This is a genomic window from Shewanella atlantica (assembly GCF_003966265.1).
GTDB lineage: Bacteria > Pseudomonadota > Gammaproteobacteria > Enterobacterales > Shewanellaceae > Shewanella > Shewanella atlantica.
In genome coordinates, this window is record NZ_RXNV01000001.1 from 347,164 (window position 1) to 370,527 (window position 23,364).

The window sequence follows — 23,364 nt, forward strand, 5'->3', positions numbered from 1 at the left end:
CTGGTTTCCATATTTAGGAAGCTGGCCTTTTTATTTTCAGGCTTACTTTTAAACCTTGAACTGGATCTGAACTTCCACTTAAATATCACTCAAGTCTCTAATTGAGCTTGAATTGTCATTCACTTTAGTAGATCTTAATGCAACTCTTTTTATGCCTCATGAGATCCCATGCCTTCACTATTTAATCTGGTAATTACAGATACAAAAGTATCAAAGTTAACCGCTAAGTTTTTAAAAATGATTCACTCAACCATGGATGCACAGCGTCTCTCCATCAGCGCTCTTTTATTACTTCTCCCTGTACCCGCCTTCGCTTTTAGTGCTGCGGGTTCTACTGCAACGGCATTTATCATATTAGTCTTAGGTGGCTTTACCTTACTGAACCTGGTCTTAAATGCACTTTTCTTCTTTGCAGGCAAATACCAGAGCCGACGCTTCAGTAAAGTCCATACCCTTGGCTCACTCATTGTTCCGTTAATCGCATTAGTCCTTACTGTGATGGATCACAGAGGTTTCGCAGACATAGCCTTTAACCTTGGATTGATACTCGTAGCCATTGCACTGGCACTGCTTCCGCTTCAACTCACACTCAGCAAGCGTGCTCCAAGCCAGCATAGCCCCTTGATTCTAGCTCTTGGTGCCTTTGTGTTTCTCGCCATCGCCTATGTGATTCCTCCGGTGGTATTGTTTGCCGTTTTGGTCGCTCATGTGGCGCTACAGAGCCAACCGAATAACAAGACCCGTATTGTCTCATTTGCCGCCCTTTTTATCGGTTATCCATTGATGGCTTATTGGCTATATCAAACTCTGCAGATGTTCACCTCATAACATCAGGTTTCCCCGTATTGAAGATCACAGATAAGCACTGATGAGCAGTAAAACTAGCCTAGAAAAATTAATCGCTCAGATCTCTGCCTGCCAAATATGCCAGGCGGAGCTTCCCTACCAGCCGAAACCCATCATTCAAATGAGTGCAGATGCAAAAATTCTTATCGCAGGTCAAGCTCCAGGAATGAAAGCCCATAACCAAGGCATGCCATTTCAAGATATGAGCGGTGACAGGCTCAGGAGTTGGCTTGGTGTGACAAGTTCACAATTTTACGACCCAAGTTTATTTGCCATTTTGCCTATGGGATTTTGTTTCCCGGGCAATATCGTTAGAAATGGAAAAAAAGCCGGCGACAAGCCTCCTATGCCCATATGCGCCGAGACTTGGCGTAGAGCCATACTAAAGCATTTAGGTAAAGTCGAACTCACAGTGATCCTTGGGCAATACGCTATCGACTATCATCTCGGTAATGCCTCCTCCGGTCTTAACAAAACTTCAAAAAAGACCACTAAGATATCGGTTACATCTGCGGTGGCAAACTGGAAACAGTACTGGCCTTCACAGATAGTTTTACCCCACCCCAGCCCTCGAAATAATATCTGGCTTAAACGGCATCCTGAATTTGAAACACAGCTCCTTCCTCAGCTAAAACTCAGGGTTGAGCGCATCATAAGCTCACTCTGAGCTACCACAGGCAGCCCGGTGTTAAAGCCTTATCAGGTAAAGTCGCCTAAAAATATCGCAATAACTTACAAAAAGTCATCAGTTGGCTAAACTTAAGCATACCAACTAATAAGATAAGGCCGCTTTGTGAGCGAATTGCCCGGTAAGACACTTCCTCCCTACCCTTACGCCTCTATCCTGAATCTTGAGATAGAGGAGATCGACTGGCACCGATGGCAACGCTTAGTCAATACCGTAGCAGATATGTTTAATGCCCCGGCAACATTTATCAATCAGGCAAACTTGAAGGGTATAGAGGTCATTATCGCCTCACAAAAGCCTGAGACCCACTATCAGCCCGGAAGCAGCAGTTTAGACACTAATATCTACTGTCACCATGTGGTAAAAAACTCCTCAGAACTCTACGTTCGCAATGCCGGACAAGATCAGAAATGGAATGATAATCCTGAATACACCGAAGACAATTATGTTTCTTACCTTGGACTCCCCATCTCCTGGCCCGATGGCAGTGTGTTTGGCACACTTTGCGTGCTCGACACTAAAGTGACCAATTACCCTCAGACCTACATCAACGCCCTTGCAGTAATAAAAGAGGTGATAGACAGCGATCTACGCCATCTCTACAAGGAGAACCAGCTACTCACACTGAGTTATACCGACCCGTTAACACAGATCTTTAACCGCAGGGGCTTCACTGACCTGCTTAGAAGCACTCAAGAACTCGCTCAGCGGCTAAACCGAAAACTCATCTTACTCTACTTCGATCTCGATGAATTCAAGCATGCCAATGACACCTTCGGCCATGATGCCGGCGACATCATGCTGAAAACATTCGCCAAAACACTCAAAAAAAATAGCCGAAGCTGTGATCTCGTTGCCAGATGGGGAGGAGATGAGTTTATCGTTCTGATCCATGCAGAGAGTGAAAGCTGTGTAAACCTGTTTACCGAAAGGCTGAATACGCTACTCGCGCGGCAACAGCTGGAACACGACATAAAGTATTCCTTTGGGTATGCGGTGATCAAGCCCGGCGACAAGGCGGAATTAGACGAGCTTCTCAAGCATGCCGACGACTATATGTATCAAAACAAACTCTCTAAAAAGTAATCAGGACTAACGTATACTAACCATTACCGTTTCAGCACAAAATGCGAGCATTCAAGCATTCCGATACTAGAAAAGTTGATACATCCTTAATAACAAGGATAAAATAACTACATATTGGAATAACTATAGATGGAACCTATACCGTGAAATCCCCTCTCCTGACAGCCTGTATGGCCTCTTGTATCAGTACGATATTGATAGCTTGCGGTGGCGGCGGAGCCAGCTCGGAAGCGACAACGACACCGAACAGCTCGAGTAAGCATGAATTTCGTGCCGATGTAATAAACTTCATAACGGCATCTGACACAGCCCGACTCAACAGCAAAGTAGATCTCTTTTATAAAAATGCAGGAATTGATGAAGCTGAAATTGCATCAAACGTCGATTATCTCCAGAAACTACGCTCATCCAGCTTTGGCTGGGAAGGCTTGGCTAAAGCGAACCTAATCTTCAGCGTCAAAGACTCGTTTAACAATCAATCTGTGCTATCGACTACGACCATGGAATTTAGCTCAGCACAACCAGAGTTCTTCCTCCTAGCAATGGGCAGGACCTCAGGTTTGGAGAGAAGAACATTACATAGGGTCAATAAACTTGAGGGCGTGCTGAACAGCTATCGCTTCATACATGCTAATGCAATCTCCCCTGGCGGCGTTGACATATACAGTGTCGATACCCAACAGGCATTAGTACTGAACTTGAGTTATAAGCAGACATCGAGCGTACACGTCTATGACGCAGGCTTAGCACAGACCGCTATCATAGTGATCCCGGCCGGCACACAACCCAGCTTCAGTAACACCTCCAACTATCTGCTGCAAACATCACTCTCTCATCTCGATAGTAATCACCTGAATGTGCTTGTTGCGGATCCGGACTCACCATCGAACTGGTCATTAAAACAGTTCTCAGAATAATGTAAGTCGTACCGTGGCTAATCTCTGGTTCGATACTGTATCGAACCAGAGAAATAAATAGCTGACAATTTGATTAATATTTCATTGAGCGACCCTTATCGGCCCACTCCCGCAAATTCTGCACAGCGAATAGCCCTCAACAAAAAAATGTCTTAAGCTGACAAAAATTTTGGGGAGATCTTCATCTTGTACTTTCTTGATTCAGGTTTGGCGCAGCAGATCGTCGCTCGTACGATGAAAATAATTGCCCATAATATTAACGTTATGAACCACCATGGTATTATTTTAGGCTCAGGAGAACCTCACAGGATAGGTGCAACCCATGAAGGTGCCCTACTCGCCATCAGCCAGAATCGCACCGTCGAGATCACCTCGGCAACCGCATCAGATCTGCATGGCGTTAAAGCTGGTATTAACCTCCCCTTACATTATAAAGGTGAGATCATAGGGGTTATCGGTATAACCGGAGAACCTGAATGTCTGCGTAGCTATGGCGAGCTTCTTAAAATGACGGCCGAACTGATTGTCGAACAGGCTAACTCATTAGAGTTGACACTATGGCAATATCGACAGAAAGAGGAGTTTATTTTTCAACTGATCAAATCTGAAAATGGTTTTAGTACTCATCTTCTGAACTGGGCGGCTCAACTCGGAATAGACCTGACAGAGCCTCGTGTGGCTGCCGTTATTCAAGTACAGGGAGATAAGGACCAAGCTCCTGCAAACTCAGTACTCAAAAAAGTACTTAACCTATTGGAAAACCCCTCTCGTGGAAACTTAGTGGCTATGACTTCGATGACAGAGTTAGTCATTTTAAAGCCCGCCTTTCTCGATGGCAAGCAGTGGGATCCTGAGCTGGAGAGTCTTCGTATAGATAGATTACTGACACGCATCCCGAAAGAGATGAATGTCAGGCTTAAAATTGCCTTGGGTCACTTCTTTCCCAATGCCGCCGATATCAGTCGCTCCTATCAAACAGCTAAAGAAACACTCGATGCAGGCAAACTGCTGCGCCCGGCTGAAAGTAAGTATCTTTATGAAGACTTTTCACTTTTAGTTCTACTTTCCGGACTAAAGGGTGATTGGCGTGGTCAGGAGTTGACAACACCTTATCAAGCCTTGCTCAATGCCGATAAGAATGGTCAACTTAATAAGACATTATCTGTCTACTTACAACACTTTGGCGATCAACAACTCTGCGCCAACACCCTATTTATTCACAGAAACACCTTAAGATATAGACTGGAAAAGATACAGCAGATCACCGGGGTTAATATTCAGGAGCTGGACGGATTACTGCAGCTTTATTTAGGCCAGGTACTGGTACCCACTCAGCCCACCTAAGCACCGATGGTTTAACAAATCATACCAATCAGTATAAGAAAGTGATCTACTCAGAGTTATTTTTGGCAAACTAATTCAAGGCGAATAGATGATGCAATGGTGATCCCTTGTGAAGTTATTCAACGAGGAAATAGGCAGCCAAAAACACTCCTGAAAGGCGAGTTTTAGCGCTTCTGATGCTGTGTTAACGAGCTTAAACGTAGAACAACTATGCTCTTCACTCGCTGCCTTGCCTCAGAAGCGCTAAACTCTCGCTGAGCGATCACATCTTTATACTGATTGGTATCAGTGCTCAGATAGCTAAATGCTATTGGGGTAACGACAGTTGATGAGAAGCGATAAATTCATCCATCACCTCTTGTGCCCTGGCCTGAGTACTCGCTAGTGAGTCCGCGGGAGTCATGGTTTCCACGACTTCGTAGTAACACTTAATCTTAGGCTCGGTACCCGAGGGCCTGACAATAACCCGTGCTCCTCCCTCCAGTTGATAGATGAGCACATCGCTGGCTGGCAAGGCAATAGGTTCGGTGGAACCATCTTCGAACCGACGCAGACCAGTACTTATATCATCGGTTACCAACACCTTTTTTCCAGCTATCGACGAGGGCGGGTTATCACGCAGATAAGCACCGATGTTTGGGGTTTCAGGCTTGAGTGCAATGCTGACCTGAAAATTAAGGTGAAAACCATGTTCGCGGTATATCTCTTCCAACCTATCCCAAAGGGTTTGTCCCTTATTAGCAAGCTCGGCCGTCAGTTGAGCAAAAGCCACTAACGCAGATAAGCCATCTTTATCCCATACCATAGAGCCGACGGTATAACCCAAGGCCTCTTCATAAGCAAACAGGAAGCGATTGTCATCACTTTGCTCACTCATGCCTACATTGGTGAGCCATTTAAATCCGGTAAGTGTTGTACGACAGGTGGCATTGAGACTCGCGGCAACTTTGGATAACAAACTCGATGAGACGATAGTGGTACAAGTTAACCTTTGATCTTTTGCGGAGTGTGTCAGCAGATAATGGCCCAATAACACACCCACCTGATCGCCGGTTAACATCTGATACTTTCCCTTTCCGGCCTCAGCTTTACTCCCGTAGTCGTCTTTACGCACGGCAACGGCGAAGCGATCGGCATCGGGATCATTGGCACAAGCCAGAGTCGCACCATGCTTTTTCGCCTCGGCGATCACCCTATCCATAGCGCCCTTCTCTTCCGGATTAGGGAACTTGACCGTGGGAAAATCACCATCTGGTTCACGCTGTGAAGCAACCGAATATACTTGAGTGAAGCCGGCATCCTTGAGCACGGTTTCCGCCATCTCAGCACCAACACCATGCATAGCCGTATATGAGAGACTAACCAACTCCGGACGCGTATGATTTTGTAAAGTATCGGCCGTTCTTACTCCCTCACGATAGGCTTCATAAAAATCAGCCTCGAGCATGATCAAGCAGTTAACGGCTATCGCCTTATCTAACTCCTGCATAACAATGGCTTGAGTGGCCGCCCTATCGATACAGGCCGCAATACCGCTGTCGTGAGGCGGGATGATCTGCGCTCCGTTACCCCAATACACCTTATAGCCATTGTATTGAGGCGGGTTGTGACTGGCGGTCACCACAATTCCCGCCGCGGCGCCAAAATGGGTCACCCCAAACGCGACCAGAGGGGTGGCCGCAACTGCGGAGGTCAAATAAACCTTAATACCCATTGCCGTTAAAACGGCGGCAGCATCATGGGCGAACTGCTTAGAGTCATGTCGTCCATCGTAACCGATGACAACTCCGCGGGTTTCTACATCACGAGTCTGATGTTTAAGGTATAGGCCAAGCCCAGCGGAGGTCTGCTGTACTACCAAGCGATTCATTCGCATCGGGCCCGCACCGACAACGCCCCTGAGACCTGCTGTACCAAATACTAACCGCCCCGAGAAGCGTCGCGCTAGCTCGGTTTCATCATTGGCATCGATTAACCCTTGAAGCTCTTGCTTAGTACGGGGATCTGGATCATTTTCGAGCCAGTTATTAACCTTAAACTTTAATTGTGTATCCATATTGCACTCCAGCGTTTATCCAAGAGCATCGTCGCCCACTTCGCGACAATTAAAAATGATTTACATTTAGATTAAGCCTGACAGGGAATGAGGACAAGCATATTTGAATTAAATATAGGAAATGAAGCCAATGAATGCCTACATCCTCCTCAAAAACACAAGCAAGAGTTTATCCAACGGTTTATTTTAAGGCGTTAATATGGCCTCAGTTGTTATATCTGGCATACATGATTACCAAGATTTATAAATTGTCTTAATGATGATTGGTAAACAAATGGCGGGCAAAATGGCTCTCGAAGTCAAACAGGATTCAACCGGGTTTTCACTCTTTACACTTACGGGTCACATCATCGTCCGGTGAGTAAAATCAGTGATAAATCATTTCAACCTGCTTCTCCTTTGTATCTACTTAGTGTTTTTTAGGCCCTATCTTTCAGTAGGGCCATTTTTTATCCCGTTAGTGACCTTATCTCATGGAAGGAACATGTCTTGAACAGCTACTTATATCTGGCTATAGCGATTATCTCCGAGGTCATAGCAACAACCTTGCTCCCCATAACCATGGGATTTACCCGAATTATCCCCTCGCTGGCTTGTGGCGTTGGCTACGCGAGTGCTTTTTATTTTCTCTCTATGGCGACCGCCCATATTCCTACCGCCGTTGCTTATGCAATCTGGTGTGGTGCGGGTATAGTCTTGATAGCCCTGATTGGCGCAATACAGGGCAACATGCTAAATCTGGATACTATCTTTGGCATGGTGCTAATTATCATAGGGGTCTCTCTTATCAATATGAATACACCCTCGCTGCACTGATATTTCATACCAATTGCATTAAATAATGTAAAATGTGCTCGTCCCTAGGCAGCACAGATTGTTATCAATGAGTAAAAAACAGATAGAAAGCCATATTCAAGTAACCTCGTTAGACTCGGACGCCGCAGCCTTGTTAGCACTCGAATCCGGCTTATCAAAACAGTTAATCAAACAGGCCATGAATAAAGGAGCCGTCTGGTTAACGCGTGGCAAGCACACTCAAAGATTACGCCGCGCCAAAAGAGCACTGAAAATAGGCGATGAACTCCATCTCTACTATAACCAAGACGTACTTGAGCATGAAGTTGCTGACGCTGAGCTTATTGCTGACGAAGGACAGTACAGCCTCTGGTACAAACCCTACGGCATGCTCTGTCAGGGTTCAAAGTGGGGCGATCATACGACGATTAACCGTTACGCCGAGACCCACTTAACCCCTGACCGGCCCGCGTTTATTATTCACAGATTAGACAGAGCCGCCACAGGGCTGGTGCTTATCGGTCACAGCAAGAAAACGACAGCAACGTTAGCTAAGTTATTCGAGCAGAGGCTATTAGAAAAATATTATCAGGTCATCGTTGAGGGAGACTTTTCAAATCATGGAGCCGATGGATTAGTGACTATCGACAGTGAAGTCGATGGCAAACCTGCCCGTTCACATGCAAAGCTGCTTAAATATGATAATGAGAAAAAACGCTCACTCGTGCAGGTGAAGATAGAATCGGGACGTAAACATCAGATCCGTATTCATATGGCATCGATTGGTTTCCCGGTAGTGGGAGACCGCCAGCACGGCATTGCCGATGACTCAGAGGTAAATCTTCAGCTGACCTCCTGTTATCTTAAATTCCCGTGCCCTATCACCGGCGAAGAGAAGAAGTTTGAGCTACCACAGAGGCTCAGACCTGCGCTTTAACCCTCGGCCGCTCCCTAATATCCCTTAAGCAGCTCCCTCTCGATTTTTTTACTTTAGCGGGAGCCCTCTAATCAGCGGCTTTACTGATAACCCGAACCTGACTGAATTGGCGATAACCGTCGGGTGAACCATGATAACCAAACCCACTCTGCTTAGCGCCAACCCAGGGGTTATCTCCAACGCCAAAGATACTCTTGTTTATACCCACCATGCCCGCCTCTAGACGATTAGCCACCTTTTCAGTAGCTGACTCATCCCGACCGAAGACGACAGCACCGAGCCCATACACGGTATCATTAGCTTGTTGGACCGCATCATCTATTTCAGAGTAACGGGTAATACAGACAACCGGCCCAAAGGTCTCATCCTTCGCAATAGACATGTCATGTGTCACACCGCCCAATACCGTAGGCATCACATACCCTTTCCTGAGATTCTTTCCTCCCAGTAATACACTGGCTCCTTTGGTTATTGCAGCATCAATCTGATTGAGCACATGTAATCGCTGTTTATCGTGGATCATCGGGCCCATCTGAACCCCTGATTCATTCCAGGGTCCGACCTTTATCTCTTTTGCAATGTCTACAACCCGCTGCTCAAATGCATCGGCGATATCCTCATGGACAAAAACCCGTTCGGTAGAGACACACATCTGCCCCGCATTATCCACACTGTTACTGACCGCAAATTCGGCCGCTTTTTCAATATCAGCGTCCCTTAACACTATGAGAGGATCTTTGCCGCCTAACTCGAGGACCAGTCGCTTTAAGCCGTCAGCACTGCGCTTCATAATATCGATGCCAACGGCTCGGGAGCCCGTAAAGGTAATTAAATTGATATCGGCTTCAACCAAGGCTTTTCCCTGCTCATCGGCTCCGTGAGCTATTTGTAATACTCCGGCCGGGAGAAATTGATTTAACGTATCGACATAGCATTGCGCTATCAGAGGCGTCTCTTCCGAGGGCTTTAAGATCACTGTATTACCCGCCATCAATGCAGGGAGCAACATCCATTGAGGCATAGCCATGGGGTAATTCCAGGGGCTGATAACTCCCACAACCCCGATAGCCTGATAGGTTATGCTTGTCTGTGCGCTGTCATTTGCATGGACAACGGTCTGCAGGGCAGATTTAATCGCTTTAACCTTACCTGCTATGCTATTGCCACAATTACGCACCTCCCCGATACCACTTTTCAGAGGCTTCCCCATCTCTTTACTTAATATCTCACCGAACTCTTCGGCGTTCTCGACTAATGCCTGACCGGCATTGCTTAAACATTCCGCCCTGTCACTTAATGAGGTCTCTCTCCATGTTTTCAGCGCTTCTCTTGCTATCCTAACCTGCTTGTGGATCTCTTCAACCGAAGAGATAGGCACTTCGCCCACGACCTCTAATGTCGATGGGTTGATTGATTTTAAGGTCCTGTTCATAATCCTCCCTCCACGGAACGTTAGTAGCTCTGCAAACGACTCATTTACGGTTTTTTAAAAATGTACGCTTCACTGCGATTTTGCCGTTTTGAAAGGTGAAGAGATCGCATCCATCAACCTCAATAAGGGAGCCATCACTTTTTGTCGCGACGAATGTCCATTCGCTGCAGCCTCTGTCGGCAGCCACGAAATGGCTGCTATTTTCGAAACGCACGTCAGGAAAATCATGCCAAACCGACATAAAACGTGACTTAACCTGAGTATATCCGGTATATCGTGTACCGAATTTTTCCGCTCCGCCACCGGTTTCAAACACACACTCCTGAGACATAAAGGCCATAATCTTGTCGATATCATGTGCATTCCATGCATCACAGTAAGAGCGAAGATCATCAATATTCATCTTCAATTCTCAACAGTTATTCAATTATTAAGCCTGAATCTGGAGTCAGACCTAGCAAAACAGCAAGAGATATGAGTATAGCAACTGCTGTCATTGTCGGGTTTCACATCAAAAATGGATTGAAGAATACAGAGATAAAGCAGGATCGGGACAGAAATGAAAACAGATCTTCGAACCAGGCTCATCGGTTCGGCTGTAGCTTGCGTTTCTTCCAGAAAGCGTATATTTCCTGCAGAAAACTAGCTTGAACACCAAAGGAGCCTCCTTGAGTTTCTGGCATGCAGTGACGCTTCAGGGGGAAATCTTGGAATTTTTCTTTTATATTTTCACCACTTTTTATTTAAGATTATTGGATGTAGTCTCAAAAATGGAAGCCAGTAGATGGGAATGAAAAAACACCTCCATTCATCTTGAACAATATAAAATTAATTTCATGTTTATGCCTGATAAATCTTAATGAGCAGATGAGTTATCCAACGGTACAAAGTAAAATCTAAACCCATAGAAGCTTAAAGAATGTAATATCGTATAATATATATCTCCAGATATAAAAACAAACCCGCAAGTCCTATTTTAAGGACTAATATAAAACTAACATTACAATAAACATGTTTACCACATAAATATCAGAACATTAATTGTACCCAAAACAGAACAGTCACCTCCAACTGAGATTTAATACATTAACCAAAGGTATTATTTACATCAAAATACCTGATTCACTTCATTCTTAGAGCGTAAATCCAACCTTACACATCCTGATACAACTGTTAACAAATTTCGGTATGGATTTAGCGACAAACCGTTGACAACTTGTTGCAAATACGTTCAACGGTGCGAGTCAGAGTTAATAAAACAAAAAAGCACCCACAATAAAACCAAGGGTAAAGCACTGATTACTAAAAACTTAATGACAACCACTTCAGTTGATGAAATATATCTACCACAACAGACAAGAAACAAAACCCCACACGTTAAAAATTATCGACCCAGTTAACAAAAATGGAACACGAGACACGTTTCGAGGTTAAACAGTTTGCGCTAGATCACACTTCCTCAAGCGTCTACCGATTTATAACTCTATTTAAGTCATTAATATAGGCGGCCAATAAAAGGCCATATAAATAACAAATAAATTATATTAATAATTAGGGGTTAAAGATGCATTCTATAAAAAAGCATCCAATTAAAACTTTCGTTCCGTTAATATTGATAGCAAGTAGTTCGGCTTACGCTGCTATTCCGGATGGCTATTACAACACAGCGGATACGACTAACACTCAGACACTTCATAGCTCGTTACACGAGATCATTGACGACCACCAAAGATTCCCATATACATCATCTTCGACAGATACATGGGATATTTTAGAGGCTGCCGATCAAGATCCTGATAACTCGGGTAACGTCATCGACGTCTATAAGAACGCAAGCTACACCAAAGCCGGTGGTGGTAATACATTCTATAACCGTGAGCATAGCTGGCCTAAATCATATGGCTTTCCCAAGGACGGAAGTACCAATTATGCTTATACTGATACTCACCACTTATTTATAGCTGATAGTGGATATAATTCGAGCCGCAGCAATAAGCCTTATGCCAACTGTGATTCTGGATGTATCGAGAAGATCACCCTGGTCAACAACAATCGTGGGGGCGGAGTTAACGATTCAAGCTGGACGATAGGATCCGGTGCCGAGGGAAGTTGGGAAACATGGCCAGGACGAAGGGGAGATGTAGCGCGTGCCTTGATGTATCTGGCCGTTCGCTATGAAGGCGGAACTCACTCGATTACAGGTGTGAGTGAACCCGATTTAAAGTTAACCGATGACAGAGCCCTTATTGGAGCGTCAAATGTCGGCGCTAACCTTTCTGTCGCCTACATGGGACTAAAGTCTGTGCTACTTCAGTGGCATAAAGAGGACCCTGTTGATGCTTTTGAATTCAGGCACAATGAAGCCGTATACAGTTTCCAGGGCAACCGTAACCCATTTGTCGATCATCCTGAATATGTTGCCTGTGTATTTGAGAGTGACTGTAACTTTGGTAGCGGTGATACTTTACCACCGTCCACTCCAACAGACATTACCGCTACCGGCGGCAGTGGACTGATAGAACTCGCCTGGACCCCTAATACCGAGCAAGATCTGCTTGGTTACAATGTCTACAGAAGCAATAGCTCTGGCGGCAGTTTCATAAAGCTAAACAGCTCAGTGATAACGACCAGTGCCTATACAGATAATAACCTTCCAGGTAATACCACTTACTTCTATACAGTCACAGCGATCGACAGCTCAAGTAATGAATCGCCACAAACTGGTGAAGTATTTGCGACTACCGAAGAGGGCACCACGCCAGCGGAGTCGGCGCTGTGGATCAATGAATTCCACTATGACAATGCCAACACCGATGTAGGTGAATTCATCGAAGTCGCAGGCACAGAGGGGCTTAATCTCACTGGCTGGAGCATTGTTGCCTATAACGGCAATGGCGGAAGTGGATATAAGACCATCAGCTTGTCAGGGATTATTCCCGATCAACAAGCTGGCTTAGGTAGCGTGAGTTTTGTAGCCTCAGGTCTGCAAAATGGTGCCCCCGACGGCTTGGCACTGGTAGATAGTAATGGAAAAGTCGTGCAGTTTATCAGTTACGAAGGCTCATTTACTGCTACAGATGGCGCCGCTGCGGGCATGACATCAGCTGATGTTGGAGTGTCAGAAACCACATCAACACCCGCAGGATATTCACTGCAACTGGTCGGTACAGGCGTAAGTTATGCGGACTTCAGCTGGCAAGCTCCCACTGCGGATAGCCCAAACCAGCCCAATACAGGTCAGGTATTTGGCTCATCCACTCCTGTGAATCAGGCACCGACAGCCTCATTTAACGAGACATGCATCAATCTCAGCTGTACATTTGATGCAGGCACCAGCAGCGATAGTGACGGCAGTGTCATCAGCTTCGACTGGAGCTTTGGCGACGGCGGAACTGCGACAGGTGCGACACCTCTTCATAACTATGATGCAGATGGTGATTACACAGTGACACTAACGGTAACGGATAATGACGGCGCATCTGCCAGCCGTTCCACTAGCGTAACTGTTATCAATGTGATCAGTATCCCCTGGATTAACGAGTTCCATTACGACAACAAAAAAACCGATGTTAACGAGTTCATTGAAATAGCCGGCAGTGCGGGAACTGATCTTAGTGGTTGGACAATTGAGGTCTATAACGGCGGTAATGGTACTGTCTACAACACCTTCAATCTGACTGGTGTTATCGCAAATCAGCAAAATGGAATGGGGACCTTAGGGTTTGATACCTTAGGGCTTCAAAATGGAGCACCCGACGGCATAGCTTTAGTCGATGACAGCGGTAACCTGGTTCAGTTCCTTAGCTATGAGGGAACCATGACGGCCACTAACGGTGCGGCAACGGGCGAGACATCAACCGATGTTGGCGTAAGTGAATCATCCTCAACCAAGAGCGGTTACTCACTGCAGCTTTCCGGCACAGGCAAGGAATATGCTGATTTCAGCTGGCAATCTGCCACGCTAAACACTAAAGGAGCCTTGAACAACAATCAGTCTTTCTGATAGTTATGGCTATCAGGCCTATTGATTAATAGAGTCTGTTGACTAAGTAAGAGCCGTCTCATCACAGACGGCTTTTTAATACAAGCAACCCGGTAATAAAGCGTGAGGACCCATCATTGCCATCCAATAATTTAGAACACAAAACTCAGCCGTATAATAGATCTAGTCAGTCACATCTCTCATCAACTCCTTCGAGTATGACCCAAGGCTGAGCGCGCTCCTCATAGATAGAGATCTTAGGATTAGGTAATTTAAGGTTCGACTGGTGTTCGAGAAAAGCCTGCTCATCGGCAAAGTTGCCCATAGGGACCACCACATCGGTAGGCGCGCTGTCGAGAATGAACCACACAGTTGCGCCACAATCGGGACAGAAATGAAAACATATCTCCGAGCCACTGTCTCCGCGGCGGCGATAACTTTTACTCTGCCCGGCGAACTCAACACTTTCAACAGGAAATCTCACTTGAACACCAAAGGCACTGCCGGTACGTTTTTGACATGCTGTGCAATGACATACTGACACTCTCTTAGGTTCACCAGTAGCACCAATAGACAACTGACCGCAGTTACAGCTCGCCTTTCTGACCAGCTGATTGTCATCCATGTTTTTTTGCATTATTCACTCCTAAATGCTTAATGGTGGGCACTAGTAGCAAGGTTAGCGCTCACTTAGCACCTGAAGCTGAACCACACACCAGAGGCTCACTTCTTACTGATCACTTCGCTGCAGTCGATATCAAACTGAACTGGCTTTAAGATACTCTCTCAGTTTTGTCATCCCCTGGTCAATACTCACCAAGGGCGAATACCCCAGATCTCTCTTCGCAGCCGAGATATCGAAATAGTGACTGGTGGATAACTGCCTTGCGACAAAACGTGTCATCAGGGGTTCATCTGTTTTACCAAGCGCGCCGTATATCATTTCAAGAATACTACCGACAGCATATGCCAGGTTAGCGGGTACTCGCTTATCAACTTCAGGCAGGTCAGCACAATTCAATATTTTATTGAGCATGGCGGCCATGGTAATAGGTTCATCATTACTCAGGAAGTAAGCTTTACCTGCTGCAGAGGTATTCACATCAGTGAGGTTCAGTGCCGCAAGTATATGCGCGTAAGCGGCGTTACCGACATAGATAGTATCGACAAGCTTATCTTCACGGCCCACCAATTTAAGCCGTCCGGCGCGGGCTCGTTCGATGACGCGAGGCACCAAATGGGGATCTTCAGGTCCCCAGATAAGGTGCGGTCTTAAGGAGACCGTTTTCAGAGCGGAGCCATTCGCATCCAGTACCATCTGCTCGGCAATCGCTTTCGATTCACCATAATAATTAAGGTATGTATCGGCATAGGGTGCCGTTTCATCGATCCCCGCCTCATCGACACCGGCAAAGGTCACGCTGGGGGTACTGGTATAGACCAGATATTCGATATTGAGTCGCTTACAGGCGTTAATGATATTGGCCGCACCGTCGACATTAGGTGAGAAGTAACTTTGTTTACTGCCCCACACTCCAGCCTTAGAGGCCACATGAAACACCAGGTCGCAGCCCTTCATCGCGTCGATAACCGCAACGCTATCGCCGATATCCCCCTGGATCATATTAACGCCCATGGCACTTAGCTCAGGATAGGTGCTGCGGGCAAAACCGGTAACCTCAACGCCGGCATCGATCAATCGCTGGCAAATGGCCTTTCCCAGAAAACCACCTGCGCCGGTGACGAATGCTCGCTTAACCTGACTACTTAACTTTTTAAGCGCCGTTTGTTCATCAATATGATAGTGCCCGAGAGCCAGTTGGCTGTGAGATACAGATACATTGCTGGCTGACATCTTAACTATTCCTTATGATTTTTCTGGGCCCATACGGCCAATTTTTCACGGAAAATTTTTGCATTATGGCGAATATCGACCGGAAAGTCGGGATGAATAAGAAAACGTTTTATTCCCTTTGTTTGCACATGCCGCTCCGCTATCTCATTTAGTTCGGCAAACAGGCTCGCCCCCATAGAGCAACCTAATGATTTTTCAAGTTCGATACACAGCAAGGGAACGGTTTGATCCGCCACTTTTACCGCAACCAGCGCCGAACGTTTCACCTGGGGATGAGTATTAAAAATTCGCTCACAGGGAATAGAGAAATATCTGGAGGGTTCTCCCTTCACACTTTGACTAGTATCGACTCTGTGGGCCTTACGGCCACACATCCATAGCTCTCCTGCTTCATCGAGATAACCTAAGTCGCCCATTCGATGGCGAATGGCACTGCCATCGATTATCTTAGCCTGCTCGGTGGCGCTGTCTCGTCTGTAATAGCTTCGGCTGACCATAGGACCTTTAACCACAATCTCACCAATTTCGCCCGGCTTTAAACTTAAACTATCATGCCATTGTGCAATCGGCGCTTCATCGATATCAATAATCGCAATATCGACTCCCTCTATCGGACTGCCCACACAGATGCCGCCACCAGCATCGGTGACTTGGGTCGTGGCAAACAGTGCTTTACTACCCATCTTACTCAGAGGTAAAGATTCGGTTGCCCCATAGGAGTTAAGCACCTCGACGCCATCATTTAACATCTGGCTGAAATGCTTAATCGAGGCAATCGTCGCAGGTGCCCCCGCCGAAATAACCCGTTTAATACTCGATAATTGATGTGTCTTGGTTTGTGTTACACCCGCTTGGCCTAATCGTTCAATCAAGGCCGGATTGACGAACATATTGGAGCATTGATACTTCTCTATCGCGGCAAACAGATAACCCGGATTAGCAGTAATAGGTTTACTGGCATCCATTTCAGGCACAATTGAGGCCATACCAAGTGCCGGACCAAACAGAGAAAACAGTGGGAAGGTCGCAAGATCCCGTTCTCCGGATGCGATACCGTAATCATGCTTTAACGCTGTGATCTGCGCCTCGAACATCTTATGAGAATAAACCACGCCCTTAGGCGTGCCAGTACTGCCGCTGGTAAATAAGATTGCGGCCATCTCATCTTCATCCAGCCAAGCCATCTGGTAGGGACTTACCGATGAGGTTGATGCAGCGTCCTCCATCAAGCGATTTAGGCTCACCCCGCCCCATAGCCCACAGCCACCGACAGTCACAAGGTGCTTAACCGAGTCTTTGCCCCAGGAAAATAACCTTCTGGCCAGATGCGCCTTAGGGATGCCGATAAATGCATCGGGCTGAGACTCGATAAAACACTGCTTGAGATTCTTAACGCCCATTCCCGGATCCACAAGAATTGGAATTATCCCGGCTTTAAAGAGTGCGAAGGTTAAGGTGAAGAAGTCGATACAGGGCGTCACCATCAACACGGCTTTCATGCCACGTTTAATCCCATATTCATTTAAAGCATGGGCAAGCTTATCACTGCGGCTTTCCAGCTCGGCAAAGGTAATCTCTTGATAGCTTAAGGTTTTAGCAGAAAATATTGATCCGGATGCTTGTTGTACCGCAACGGCAAGTTGCCCGGGGGAGTGCTTCGCGGCGTCATTAAGGTGACGACAAAGGTTAGCGCCGGCTCCTCTATTCATTTCCGAAGAATTAGACATAATCGGTAACCGTTCTCGCTTCATTGATACGTTAGCGGATCGTGACGATCCGCTAGCTTGTATTCCAGACTTTACCTAGCTGTCACTAACGGCAGAGTCATGGGACATAAAGTCTGTGATATGACCGACCACCTCATCACTCGCATCTTCCAGAATATAGTGACCACAATCGGCAAATTCATGCACCACGGCGTGGGGCATCTCTGCTTTCCATTGATCAAGAAAGTGTTTGTCGAAGACAAAATCTTTCAAGCCCCAGCAGATAAGGGTGGGCACTTTTGAAAACTTTGGCAGACTCGCCGCAATTTCCGATACCAACTCATAATTTCTATCGCCGGGTTTAAGCGGAATGTCCTGGACAAACCTAAGCGTAGAGATGCGGTTGGCCCAGGAATTAAAGGGAGCGACATAGGCCTCTCTGATCTCTTTCGACATCGGCTTACGTTTCACGCCCACATAGGATGCGATCGATGAAAAGGCATTAAACCCACGTACTAATGCTGTACCCAACAGAGTATTTCTGCAGATCCAAAGCGGCCATGGAAAAGGTTTAGACGAAGGAAGGTGGAAAGCACCGGTATTGAGCACCACAAGACGCTTGATTCGCTCAGGGTAGCGAGCCGCATAACCCATACCGATCATTCCTCCCCAATCATGCACGATTAGGGTGATATTCTCTTTCACATCTAAGTGTTCGAGCAGGGCCTCAAGATCGTCAATGCGATTCTTAAGGGTGTAATCATAACCACTGTCATCGGGCTTATCCGATAAACCACAACCAATATGGTCGGGGACGATACACTGGTGATTGCCACTCAAAGCGGTTACCACGTTACGGTAATAGAAAGACCAGCTAGGATTACCATGAACCATAACCACAGGTTCACCCTGCCCTTCGTTCACGTACTGTAACTTATTGCCATTTCTGTCTAAATAATTGCGCTTGAAGGGAAACAGAGTGTCTAACATGACTCTTCCTAAATATTCTTATTGTGATGGCCAGATTATGGGCCATTGATTATATAGTGCTAACACCGAGTCAATAAGAGAAACCCGGCAAACGTGAGGCACGAGTTACCGAGTTAGCAGCTTATTATCAGTCAAGCTCAGCGATAGATGACCTGAATAGGCGTTACCACTTGATTCCAAGCATCATACAGTTTAAGCCACTGCCAATACCAAGAAAGCTTACCTGATCGCCCTTTTGAAGGAAGCCTTGATCATGGGCCATCGCGGCTGTAACAGGCAGAGAGACCGTCCCCATGTTGCCCAGCAATTGATAGGTCGGAAACTCTTTCTCTTGAGGTATATTGAGCGCATTAAGTACTTGGCGGCGGTTAGATGCGCCCACCTGATGACAAATAACTTTATCGACCTGCTCTACCAACCAATCTCTTTGCTCTAAGAAGTGGCTCCAGGTATGGCGCGCCAGCTCAACGCCCTCTTTTAGCAAGGCTACGCCATCGGTACGCATAAACTCGCGATAGAGATGCACTCCAGCCTCCTGTAGGCCCCACTGACATAAATTGTGGTGCTCAGGTGCCGATAGGTGACTCGCACCTAACAATTGATGTTGACGTTCACCACGAAGAGGCAAGCTGCCATCGGTCAGCAATACCGCTACAGCTCCTGAACCACCGGTCAAGGTCGCCAGAGATTGAGCATAATTCTGCATGGTAGGATCGGCCAGCATATTGTCTATGGTGATATCGACAATATGACGCGCCGATTCACAAGAGACGACTAAACCAGCCTTAATCTGACCTAACTCGATGCGGTTAGCAATATCTAAGATACCTGACAAGACACCTAAACAGGCGTTACTGATATCATAGATTGCCGTATCTTTAGACACGCCAAGTTCGGCGGCGATACGACACGCAGTTGCCGGCTCATGCTGATCACGGCACACGCCGGTATAGACGACAGCACCTAAATCGCCAACCTGAACGCCGGTTTCATTGATGGCTTTATGCGCCGCAGCTAAAGCTCCGTCGGACAACCTGTGACCTTTGGGCCACCATCGACGTTCTTGGATCCCAGTTAGTGCAGCCAACTGGCCCATTGGAATACGAAACTTTTTATATAGCGGTGCCAATCGAGATTCTAATTCGGAAGTGGACACCACTTCAGGTGCCAGTTCATATGCCAGGCTATTGATAAATACTCGGGAATATTTCATGAAACAGTATTATTTCGCTCACTATATCGGCGCTTCGACAGCCAATAAATATTGTTATTTAGTGTTAACCCGACATTTGAGCAAGAAAAAGCTAATGATTCAATAAAAAACCGTCCAAGGTCCGATTTTTTCACCAGTTAACTCTATACGTAACTACAAAATTGCAGGTCTTTGATTAGAAAACGCTCACACATTAACCCGACCAACCTTAATAAACAGTGACTTAGATTTTACTTTATCACTTAAAATCTTTTTTGTTTATTTTTCGGCCTGAATTAATGAATTTCTCGGTGTAACCCGCTCAGAACAAAACTTCCTGAGAGAAACCCGATAGCCTTGTTCTTCGAGAAAACAGATCCTGTCCAGTAACAACCAATGCTCAAGCACGGCACGAAAAAGGTGAGCAACAAGGTCGATTCTTCTGGTCAATCGCTGACGCTTTAAGCCTAATTGTTCAAAATAGGCGAAATCTGTATTTTCTGATAAACGCACTGCTTTGCTTTGTGCTGCCCAAAGACAAAAACCGTTAAAGTCGCCACTGAGCTGACTCTGTTTTATCGAAGGAATGGGCAGATAATGTTCACAACCTCGAACCTCACGCTGCAATGAATCAAACCCAAGACGCCAGGCAATTTCCTTGTGCCTCAACTCCTGTTGCTTACTGCCTGCAATGGTACTTTGTTGTAGTGGTAGCTGCAGATCATGTCGACTCAAGCTCAACTTGCTGTTACGCGCATCGACGCTCAGCGCTTCATACTCTTTGGCACGAATAAGGTGATAGCAACAAGGTGAAAATGCAATATTTCTGGTTCCTGCCGATGCGGCTAACCGCAGCAACTCGATATGAAGATCACCACAAGCATGCAGTGCAACGGCCTGCTGGTTCACCTTTAGTTGGCTTTGGTTGGCCGCAAACGCATCGGCGCAGATGAAGGTTTGCGGCAGATGCCACTGTTCGGCAAAGGTTTTACCCGCTTCACACAAACTCTCTTGCCACTCAAGACTGACAACAGAACGGTTATGGGCCTTTGCAATCAATCGCCCCAAGTGCCCCTTACCGGCGCACCACTCTAATACTTCATTGTCAGACGGGGTTAACTGCGCTGCAAATGCGCTGATCTGTTCAAACTTACGCCCCTTAATGCCAGCACTGAAATGGGAAAGCGCTTTACCCGATAACAAGAGTTCGTCAGGTTTATCACACAAGGGCGCTGAGATATCCAGCAGGCTCAACTCCCACTCTAGTCCAGCCTCCGCCAGGTCTTCTGTCAGAGAGGGCAATAACGCGGCAATGAGATCTGACTGGACTCTGTCGACATCATCAATATCTTCATCAGCAATACTCCAAACACTCTCGGCTAAGCGCGGAAACCGAGTCGCCCATGGCAGAACCATACAATCGAATGCCTTAACTTGCCATAAGTCACGACTTTGGATTAGCAGGGTATCGAGCCTTTTAAATAAGGCACTTTGTGTGGGCTTTTTTGGGGGATTAGACATAGGCTAAATAGTTGTCACTCGATTTTCAGGATATCAGAGATTGCGTTACGCTCGACACGAGCTACGAGGCGGGATTATAAAGCAGAAACGTTAGGAAGCATAATTAGAAAAGTTACGAGTTGCGAAGAATATAAATCAACAGCGGTTAAGTCTATCGCCGTCACCCGCTTTTAAATAAAGCGTCTGTGGGTGACAGCGTTCAGACGAGTACTAAACAGAAACTTAAAACTTATAGCTCATGCGCTTTTTGTGTTTTTTTAACTTCCATACGCTTACCTAACCAGACGCCTAAGCCTAAGGGGGCAAAGAAAACCACAACGAGAAAGAGCACAAAGTAAAGGATCAAACTCTTGAGTGTTTTTGTCAGCTCTTGAAACACGACCTCGACTGTATGCTTGGAAAGTTCATCTAAATTGGCGGCGGCAGCAACACGCTCCCTTGCGACCATTTCTTCTAACGCGATACGCTCGCTCTTGACCATTAATTCTAAAGCTTGTCGCTCGGTAGATAACTGAGCTAACTTACTGTCGGTTGAGTCACTGAGCTGTTGCAATAAGGGGCTTAACTCGCGACGCATATCGACAGCCAATGTCTGTATCATCTCTGGGCTTTGTGCCATAAGCTCCTGGAACTTAGCCGATGTGACGCTGATATGGTTCAGGGTCTTCTGTATCTCCTCGGCATTAATATTAGAGTGCATGGCATAGAGTTCGGCCTTCCAACCAAGAATTTTAGGCATCTGCTCAGAGATCATTGCCATACGATCAGAGATATCACTCATCACCTCCGGCACTGAACCAAAGGTTGTCACCGCTTCAAATTCATTTATCTCTCTGAACTTTAACCAATCATTAAATGCCGACTTACGGCTGAAGGTCATCTCGGTCAGCGGGTTAGCGATGACGTATTGCTCGATGAAATCACGGTTTTTCTGAAATTCCCCCGAGGTTAAGAAGCCTTTAACGGTAGATTCAAACTGTGACTGTAATGCCCTGCTTGTCTCAATGGCCAGTGTTTGCTGTGAACCAAAAAGAGACTGACCGGCACCAGTGTCATAGAAGGCCGTCATCTGCGCAGTTAACGCCCAGGTATCGACCATGGCTGCCACCGGTGATGTTTGAAAAATGCTTCTCTGCAGCGCCTGTTCGGAATAGATCTTCCACATCAACGAATTAGATCTCAGATAGAGGCTTTGATCTCCATCGTCTTCAGAAGAGGCTATTTTATCGGCCGTAAGCTCGACTTTACTATAAAATGAACTGCTAAAATCACGGCTGAAGACACGCATATTCAACTGCTCTTGAGGCAGGGGTTCGATACCACTTTCAAGCTTAACTTCCAATAAAGAACACGCAGTCAAAAACAGCCCTAGCATGACCACAACAGTTAAGCGTAACAACACGTTCATAAAACCCTCTAAAAATAGTAACAACCCATTGAAAAGTTAGTATAAAAAACAAATTAATTCGTTTGTTAGTTTAACTTAATAGCCGGGTATAACCTATCACTGATCCCGCTACCGGTTATTCACCAGGCAATAATTGGCAAAAATTATGTCTGTTATTAGATCGATCGGGAAAGGGTCGTTACTTAACAAACAATTCAGACCACCTAGCACCAATTCACCTTGAATACTATGACGAAGCGCATTAAAATCGACACCCATTAGAACGTATGACATTAAATTAAAAATGGATGTGACATGATTCAATCTCCTTGTGTGGCGAAGTGTGGTGTAAACGAAGATGATATCTGCATGGGGTGCTATCGAAATATTGATGAAATCGTCGGCTGGAGTAAAGCCGATGATGCCTTTAAGGCCCAAGTCTGGAAGAAGATCCCTGGCCGCAAAGCTGAATTAGGCAAAGGGGTGAACAGTGAAAAAATAAGCAAAGATAGGTGGCAAGAAGTGGCGGCACGCCTCAAGGAAGAGGCATTAGTCGCAGGCTAGAGCCTAGTTCCATATTAACGATAGTATTAGAGATGTTGAACATATCTCTAATACGCTCGGGGTTGC

The 23,364-nt window shown here is 46.1% G+C and carries 19 protein-coding genes; 9 read left to right on the forward strand and 10 right to left on the reverse strand.

Translation table 11 applies throughout. The features are described from left to right. The first annotated feature begins 237 nt into the window (after nt 1–237). The 5 genes from EKG39_RS01400 (at nt 238) to EKG39_RS01420 (ending at nt 4,881) form a co-directional block, all read left to right on the forward strand. On the forward strand, nt 238–828 hold the full coding sequence (locus tag EKG39_RS01400; RefSeq protein WP_246028387.1) for a hypothetical protein: 591 nt from the start codon (nt 238–240) through the stop codon (nt 826–828). Between the two features lie 40 nt (nt 829–868). Beyond that, nucleotides 869–1,513: a uracil-DNA glycosylase family protein gene (locus EKG39_RS01405; RefSeq protein ID WP_126503526.1), complete on the forward strand. Its 645-nt coding sequence runs from the start codon at nt 869–871 to the stop codon at nt 1,511–1,513. A 126-nt stretch (nt 1,514–1,639) separates the two neighbouring features. Next, the gene (locus EKG39_RS01410) at nt 1,640–2,620 is read left to right on the forward strand and encodes a sensor domain-containing diguanylate cyclase (RefSeq protein ID WP_246028388.1); all 981 of its coding nucleotides are present in this window, start codon (nt 1,640–1,642) and stop codon (nt 2,618–2,620) included. A gap of 143 nt (nt 2,621–2,763) precedes the next feature. Next, nucleotides 2,764–3,537 (forward strand): hypothetical protein, encoded by a 774-nt coding sequence (locus EKG39_RS01415; protein ID WP_126503528.1) that lies wholly within the window; start codon nt 2,764–2,766, stop codon nt 3,535–3,537. A gap of 186 nt (nt 3,538–3,723) precedes the next feature. Further along, nucleotides 3,724–4,881 carry a sugar diacid recognition domain-containing protein gene (locus EKG39_RS01420; RefSeq protein WP_126503530.1) on the forward strand — a complete coding sequence of 386 codons (1,158 nt, stop codon included), beginning with the start codon at nt 3,724–3,726 and terminating at the stop codon, nt 4,879–4,881. A gap of 307 nt (nt 4,882–5,188) precedes the next feature. Here the strand turns inward: EKG39_RS01420 and EKG39_RS01430 are convergent, their stop codons facing one another. Further along, entirely contained in the window at nt 5,189–6,937 is a 1,749-nt protein-coding gene (locus EKG39_RS01430; RefSeq protein WP_126503531.1) for a phospho-sugar mutase, read from the reverse strand. Nucleotides 6,938–7,426: 489 nt separating this feature from the next. On the opposite strand from EKG39_RS01430, the gene EKG39_RS01435 reads away from it, so the two are divergent. After that, nucleotides 7,427–7,753 carry an SMR family transporter gene (locus EKG39_RS01435; RefSeq protein WP_126503533.1) on the forward strand — a complete coding sequence of 109 codons (327 nt, stop codon included), beginning with the start codon at nt 7,427–7,429 and terminating at the stop codon, nt 7,751–7,753. A 67-nt stretch (nt 7,754–7,820) separates the two neighbouring features. Next, nucleotides 7,821–8,669 carry an RluA family pseudouridine synthase gene (locus EKG39_RS01440; RefSeq protein WP_126503535.1) on the forward strand — a complete coding sequence of 283 codons (849 nt, stop codon included), beginning with the start codon at nt 7,821–7,823 and terminating at the stop codon, nt 8,667–8,669. A gap of 67 nt (nt 8,670–8,736) precedes the next feature. Here the strand turns inward: EKG39_RS01440 and EKG39_RS01445 are convergent, their stop codons facing one another. Both EKG39_RS01445 and EKG39_RS01450 read right to left on the reverse strand, forming a co-directional pair. Continuing rightward, nucleotides 8,737–10,101 carry an aldehyde dehydrogenase family protein gene (locus EKG39_RS01445; protein WP_126503537.1) on the reverse strand — a complete coding sequence of 455 codons (1,365 nt, stop codon included), beginning with the start codon at nt 10,099–10,101 and terminating at the stop codon, nt 8,737–8,739. A 40-nt stretch (nt 10,102–10,141) separates the two neighbouring features. Beyond that, nucleotides 10,142–10,504 (reverse strand): nuclear transport factor 2 family protein, encoded by a 363-nt coding sequence (locus EKG39_RS01450; protein ID WP_126503539.1) that lies wholly within the window; start codon nt 10,502–10,504, stop codon nt 10,142–10,144. 1,161 nt (nt 10,505–11,665) lie between these two features. Here EKG39_RS01450 and EKG39_RS01455 point away from each other — a divergent pair. After that, nucleotides 11,666–14,104 (forward strand): endonuclease, encoded by a 2,439-nt coding sequence (locus tag EKG39_RS01455; protein ID WP_126503541.1) that lies wholly within the window; start codon nt 11,666–11,668, stop codon nt 14,102–14,104. Nucleotides 14,105–14,270: 166 nt separating this feature from the next. Here EKG39_RS01455 and EKG39_RS01460 read toward each other — a convergent pair whose 3' ends face one another. From EKG39_RS01460 to EKG39_RS01490, 7 genes are all read right to left on the reverse strand, one after another. Next, nucleotides 14,271–14,720 carry a GFA family protein gene (locus tag EKG39_RS01460; RefSeq protein WP_126503543.1) on the reverse strand — a complete coding sequence of 150 codons (450 nt, stop codon included), beginning with the start codon at nt 14,718–14,720 and terminating at the stop codon, nt 14,271–14,273. A 120-nt stretch (nt 14,721–14,840) separates the two neighbouring features. Next, the gene (gene oleD / locus EKG39_RS01465) at nt 14,841–15,938 is read right to left on the reverse strand and encodes a 2-alkyl-3-oxoalkanoate reductase (RefSeq protein WP_126503545.1); all 1,098 of its coding nucleotides are present in this window, start codon (nt 15,936–15,938) and stop codon (nt 14,841–14,843) included. Nucleotides 15,939–15,943: 5 nt separating this feature from the next. Then, on the reverse strand, nt 15,944–17,665 hold the full coding sequence (oleC, locus tag EKG39_RS01470) for an olefin beta-lactone synthetase (protein ID WP_126503547.1): 1,722 nt from the start codon (nt 17,663–17,665) through the stop codon (nt 15,944–15,946). 75 nt (nt 17,666–17,740) lie between these two features. After that, the gene (locus tag EKG39_RS01475) at nt 17,741–18,634 is read right to left on the reverse strand and encodes an alpha/beta fold hydrolase (RefSeq protein ID WP_126503549.1); all 894 of its coding nucleotides are present in this window, start codon (nt 18,632–18,634) and stop codon (nt 17,741–17,743) included. Nucleotides 18,635–18,797: 163 nt separating this feature from the next. Continuing rightward, entirely contained in the window at nt 18,798–19,847 is a 1,050-nt protein-coding gene (locus EKG39_RS01480) for a 3-oxoacyl-ACP synthase III (protein WP_126503551.1), read from the reverse strand. 258 nt (nt 19,848–20,105) lie between these two features. Then, on the reverse strand, nt 20,106–21,347 hold the full coding sequence (locus EKG39_RS01485; protein ID WP_126503553.1) for a methyltransferase: 1,242 nt from the start codon (nt 21,345–21,347) through the stop codon (nt 20,106–20,108). A gap of 229 nt (nt 21,348–21,576) precedes the next feature. Next, nucleotides 21,577–22,755: a chemotaxis protein gene (locus EKG39_RS01490; protein ID WP_126503556.1), complete on the reverse strand. Its 1,179-nt coding sequence runs from the start codon at nt 22,753–22,755 to the stop codon at nt 21,577–21,579. Nucleotides 22,756–23,049: 294 nt separating this feature from the next. Between EKG39_RS01490 and EKG39_RS01495 the strand changes: the two genes are divergently transcribed. Further along, nucleotides 23,050–23,298: a DUF1289 domain-containing protein gene (locus tag EKG39_RS01495; RefSeq protein ID WP_126503558.1), complete on the forward strand. Its 249-nt coding sequence runs from the start codon at nt 23,050–23,052 to the stop codon at nt 23,296–23,298. Nucleotides 23,299–23,364 lie beyond the last annotated feature (66 nt).

Bases quoted from the DNA above. Each gene is read 5' to 3' on its own strand.
- EKG39_RS01400 (WP_246028387.1), top strand. From the start codon at position 238: ATGATTCACTCAACCATGGATGCACAGCGTCTCTCCATCAGCGCTCTT.
- EKG39_RS01405 (WP_126503526.1), top strand. From the start codon at position 869: ATGAGCAGTAAAACTAGCCTAGAAAAATTAATCGCTCAGATCTCTGCC.
- EKG39_RS01430 (WP_126503531.1), bottom strand. From the start codon at position 6,937: ATGGATACACAATTAAAGTTTAAGGTTAATAACTGGCTCGAAAATGAT.
- EKG39_RS01440 (WP_126503535.1), top strand. From the start codon at position 7,821: ATGAGTAAAAAACAGATAGAAAGCCATATTCAAGTAACCTCGTTAGAC.
- EKG39_RS01445 (WP_126503537.1), bottom strand. From the start codon at position 10,101: ATGAACAGGACCTTAAAATCAATCAACCCATCGACATTAGAGGTCGTG.
- EKG39_RS01450 (WP_126503539.1), bottom strand. From the start codon at position 10,504: ATGAATATTGATGATCTTCGCTCTTACTGTGATGCATGGAATGCACAT.
- EKG39_RS01455 (WP_126503541.1), top strand. From the start codon at position 11,666: ATGCATTCTATAAAAAAGCATCCAATTAAAACTTTCGTTCCGTTAATA.
- EKG39_RS01460 (WP_126503543.1), bottom strand. From the start codon at position 14,720: ATGCAAAAAAACATGGATGACAATCAGCTGGTCAGAAAGGCGAGCTGT.
- oleD (WP_126503545.1), bottom strand. From the start codon at position 15,938: ATGTCAGCCAGCAATGTATCTGTATCTCACAGCCAACTGGCTCTCGGG.
- oleC (WP_126503547.1), bottom strand. From the start codon at position 17,665: ATGTCTAATTCTTCGGAAATGAATAGAGGAGCCGGCGCTAACCTTTGT.
- EKG39_RS01475 (WP_126503549.1), bottom strand. From the start codon at position 18,634: ATGTTAGACACTCTGTTTCCCTTCAAGCGCAATTATTTAGACAGAAAT.
- EKG39_RS01480 (WP_126503551.1), bottom strand. From the start codon at position 19,847: ATGAAATATTCCCGAGTATTTATCAATAGCCTGGCATATGAACTGGCA.
- EKG39_RS01485 (WP_126503553.1), bottom strand. From the start codon at position 21,347: ATGTCTAATCCCCCAAAAAAGCCCACACAAAGTGCCTTATTTAAAAGG.
- EKG39_RS01490 (WP_126503556.1), bottom strand. From the start codon at position 22,755: ATGAACGTGTTGTTACGCTTAACTGTTGTGGTCATGCTAGGGCTGTTT.
- EKG39_RS01495 (WP_126503558.1), top strand. From the start codon at position 23,050: ATGATTCAATCTCCTTGTGTGGCGAAGTGTGGTGTAAACGAAGATGAT.